The organism is Nocardia noduli, from assembly GCF_019038455.1.
Classification (GTDB): domain Bacteria; phylum Actinomycetota; class Actinomycetes; order Mycobacteriales; family Mycobacteriaceae; genus Nocardia; species Nocardia noduli.
The window spans coordinates 1-4043 of record NZ_JAFMPL010000203.1 but is presented as its reverse complement, the minus strand read 5'-3'; the positions used below and the strand labels follow the sequence as shown (position 1 = coordinate 4043).

The following is a 4043-nucleotide window of genomic DNA, read 5'->3' as shown; positions in this document are numbered from 1 at the left end:
GTGTATAAGAGACAGCCCCCCTCCCGGCTCGCATACGCACCCACACTGCCCGGCCGAGCCTGCGGCGCGGTGAGCGCACCACTCCGGCGACAGACAGGACGGCGGTATGCCCATCGACTCCCCCAATGCTCCCGCGCCCGAACACATCGCGGCCCCGCTACTGGCCGCCCACCGTCCCGAAGTCGAGTTCCTGACCCTGATCGGCGGCAATCCCCGCGTCGTCGACACCGGCGGAATCCCGATGTTCGCGTTCGTGGCCATCGAGGCCGAGGCCGGGCCGATCATCGACCCGACCGGCACCCTCTACGTCCTGATCACCAGCATCGACGCCGGACTCGCCGACCACCGCGGCGACATCGACAGCTGGACCGTCGTCATCTACGACGCCACCCAGTCCCACGACGACCCCGTCAGCGCCGCCGAGAACGCCACCACCTTCACCGCCGCCTGGCAACACGCGTGGATCGGCCTGGACCGCGACCCACACACCTGACACCGATTCCGAAGGAAGTCGCCGTGCCCGTCCGAAAGGAAGTCGCCGTGCCCGACACCATCACCGAGGCCGACCTCGAGCGACTGCTCTCGCGCGGCGTCCTGCGCCTCGAGCCGATCCCGATCCGGACGATCGAGGACATCGAAGAGGTCCTGAACACCGCGATCTATGCCCTGAGTGGGCAGCTGCGCGATGATCTCAGCGAGATCGTGTTGTGGCGCTTCGACAACGCACACCTGGTCCTGATCGTCGAGGTGAGCCAACAGCTGCGGCTGGCCAGCGGGAGTCTGGACGTCGCCGAGACCTTCACCCACCCCCATCCCGACGCCACCCGGGCCGAAGCCGTCCGTCACATCCTCGACCAGCTCCTCGCCCAACGCCACGCGCTGATCACCGCACTCGACGCATACAGCGCACCGTTCTGAGCACTCCGCCCGCCGACGAGAAGGCGACCAGCGCCCCGGTGCCGGTCGCGTCAGCGATCAGAGGGTTGCGGTTGGTGAGGGCTGACCGTCTGGCCGTCTGACCCGCCTGTCTGAGTGCTACCAGCGCGTGAGCCCGCCACGGCTACGGGCCCGCGCCCGGCCGTCACCGAATTCGCCCAGTGCGCCGCATGTCTCGTCTCCGGCGGCCGGGTGGTGATGCGCAGCGAATTCGGCGTCGCCCTTTCGGCGCGTTCCCTGCGCCGTGTCGGGCTCCCACCCTGGTCGATCGCACTCAGGCGGGTCAGACGACCAGCCGCCCAGCCCCGTGCCGGAGTACGTACACATCGCGTGTGCGTCCGGCACGGGGCCGAGCTGTTTCCACGACAGAACAGGACCCAGTGATGACCGCAACGCTGAACGCACCCGTTACCGAGACCGTCACCGAAATCGCCGAGACCCTCACCCCCTTCACCGCCGCGCTCGGTGAGATCGAATACCTGCTCGACACCGATCCCGACCGCGCACGAGAGCGTTTCATCGACGTGCTGGCACTGGCTTCCCCGGCCGAGCGCGAACTGCTCGAGCACGCCGCGGCGCGCATGGAGCGCTCCCCCTGGAAGACCGCGGCCCGCCAGCTCGGCTGGATGGCCAAGTCCCGACCCGAGCTGCGCGCCATGATCATCGACCACACCGCCGACGGCGACCCCGGCCTCTACCGGCCCGAACTGCCCGCACAGTCCGAGGTGGGGATCGAGGCCGCCGAATGGGTGCGCCGCTCCATCCGCGACCGACGCTCCCGCGACCGCTACACCGCCACCCCGACCGCGGCCACCGACGCCGCCCGCTACCAGCCCGACAAGATCGCCGCACGCCGTGCCCGCGTCCCCGCCCCCGGGCTGGTGAGCCTGCGCCACCGCGCGCGTGACCTCGCGGTCGCCGAACGCCGCCAGCGTGAATACTCCGGCTATGCCGCGCGTCGGTTGTACGCCATCGACACCGCCGTCGACGACGACCGCACCCCGCCGGTACCCGAACCGCGGAAGAAGGCCGGGCAGGTGTGGGCGCATGTGCAAGCCGAGCTGTGGGACCGCTCCTACTTCCTGCACGTCGCCGAGTGCTACACCGAAGCCGACCGGCATCTGCTCGCCCCCGAACTCCCCGAGCGCCACATCACGCCCGCGCGCCGGTACGCAGGTCTCGAGGACGCGGCCCGGGATTTTCTGCGCGGACACGACGTCGAGCCCGAACCCTCCGCGCGTGCCCGCCGCACCCGGCCACAGTTCCCGCCACGGATCACCACGGCCGACCAGTCGCGCTTCGCCATCCGGCGCACCGGGCTCCCGATGCCGAGTGACCGTGACGAGTATCTGCCCTACAGCGAACTCGACATCCGTGAATCCACCTGGCAGGGCTCAGGGTTGGACTACGACCTCGCGGCGATGACGCCCTATCTCGGGTGGCCGTGCCTGGGTTGCTGGATCGACCGGCCCGCCGCCGACCGCCGACCCTTCCACACCCGGCACGGGATCGTGGTCAGCGACGACGGGCTCTGCGATGTGTGCCGCGCCGACGGCCACCCCGGCATCCCCGCACTGCCTCTCGGGTTCGGGATGCGGAGCTTCGTCGAATCCCGTTGCACCCACATCGCCGCCGCTCATCCCGTGCAGGTGCGCGCGTTGCTGGATCGGGTACGCGCTGCCGCGGCGAACACCGGACCGACCTGGCGGCTGATCACCCGATGGATGGCGGCCAACCTCGAACAGCCCGAACGCGCACCCCGCCCCACCGCCGCGCGTCGGCCGCGCCGGGGCGGTTCCGCGCTCGGGGCCGGGCAGCGCATCAGCCGCTGCGACGCCTGCGCCCGAAACGGCATCGTGCACGCCGACAACTACTGCACAGACTGCCGCATCGACCTCGGACTCGTGCCCACCAACGGCCACGCCGCAGCAGTGGCCTGACCCCGGCTCGATCCACGCTCGCCTTGTTCGCCGGTCCGCCGCGGTGTCGACCCCCGCGGCGGACCGGACCACCAACCCCCGATCCGACAGGAGCACCCGTCGTGCATCGACTCCCGAACCGCGCCCGCCGCGCACTGCGCGCGCTGCGGGCCGCCGTGTCCGTACCCGCACCCCACCCGGGCGAGGTCCGGGTGCGGGTCTACCTCAACACCGACCCGACCGCGCTATTGACCGGGTACCGGCCCGACGCGCCCGTCACTCTGGCCTACACCTACATGCTGTGCGTCGACCCGGCCGCCGACACCGACGAGGTTCTGCTCGAACGTGTCTTCGCCACATTCAACGACCACCCCGAACACGACAACGACCAGATCCACACCGACACCTGGTACGCCAAAGGGATGCACGGTGTGACAGGACTGCGGTCCCTGTCGGTCGGCGACCTCGTCGCACTCGACGACCGCCACTACACCTGCCAATCCCACGGATGGACGCGCCTCCCCGCCCCACCGGACTGACCGGCACCGGCAGCGACCGTCCGCTCCCCGGTCGGGGTGCTCAAACCCACACCAAGGGGCACCACCGGCAATCTGCCCACCCCGACCGGAAGGACCCATTCGCCGTGACTCACTCCGCGCCGCCCGCCGACCCCGCGCACCTCACGATCACCGAGCTCCACCAGACCCTCGCCACCGGCCGCTCGGTCGTCGTGTCGATGCGCGCCGCCGCCGGACACGCGCACCTGATCGAGTGGGCACGCCGCCACCACCTGTTCGTGCCCATCGACCGCACCAGCAGTTGGGGCAACCCCTTCGTCCTCGGACGCCACGGCAACCGCGCCGACGTACTCACCGCGCACGCCCGCCACCTCGCCGACCGGCCCGACCTGCTCGCCCGCCTGCGTCGCGGCGAACTAACCCAACGGGTACTCGGCTGCTGGTGCGCACCCAAGCCCTGCCACGGCCACACCCTCGCCGCAGTGAGCCTCGATCCCGACCTCGACCCGCTCGCAGCAGTCCAGACCCAGCACCGCCGGTGACCGAGCACGCCCGACCGTCAGGCACCCGGGCAACCGTGATCGGTGGGTACGAACCGGATCGACCGTCCGACTCCTACCCGCCCCCCTTCCACTGACTGTCCACCCGACACCACTTCTCAATCTGTCCC

The 4043-nt window shown here is 70.5% G+C and carries 5 protein-coding genes; all 5 read left to right on the top strand.

Translation table 11 applies throughout. The features are described 5' to 3' along the window. Positions 1-106: 106 nt before the first annotated feature. Positions 107-493: a hypothetical protein gene (locus tag JZ792_RS40810; protein ID WP_216918301.1), complete on the top strand. Its 387-nt coding sequence runs from the start codon at positions 107-109 to the stop codon at positions 491-493. A 23-nt stretch (positions 494-516) separates the two neighbouring features. After that, complete coding sequence (locus tag JZ792_RS40805) at positions 517-918, top strand: hypothetical protein (RefSeq protein ID WP_216918299.1); 402 nt, start codon at positions 517-519, stop codon at positions 916-918. Between the two features lie 401 nt (positions 919-1319). Further along, positions 1320-2876 (top strand): hypothetical protein, encoded by a 1557-nt coding sequence (locus JZ792_RS40800; protein ID WP_216918298.1) that lies wholly within the window; start codon positions 1320-1322, stop codon positions 2874-2876. Positions 2877-2977: 101 nt separating this feature from the next. Then, positions 2978-3394, top strand: a complete 417-nt coding sequence (locus JZ792_RS40795) for a hypothetical protein (protein ID WP_216918297.1) — start codon at positions 2978-2980, stop codon at positions 3392-3394. 104 nt (positions 3395-3498) lie between these two features. Beyond that, entirely contained in the window at positions 3499-3915 is a 417-nt protein-coding gene (locus JZ792_RS40790; RefSeq protein ID WP_216918295.1) for a DUF4326 domain-containing protein, read from the top strand. The last annotated feature ends 128 nt before the right edge of the window (positions 3916-4043 follow it).

What these genes read in the sequence shown, in the direction of transcription:
- JZ792_RS40800 (WP_216918298.1), top strand. Translation starts at nt 1,320, where the DNA reads ATGACCGCAACGCTGAACGCACCCGTTACCGAGACCGTCACCGAAATC.
- JZ792_RS40810 (WP_216918301.1), top strand. Translation starts at nt 107, where the DNA reads ATGCCCATCGACTCCCCCAATGCTCCCGCGCCCGAACACATCGCGGCC.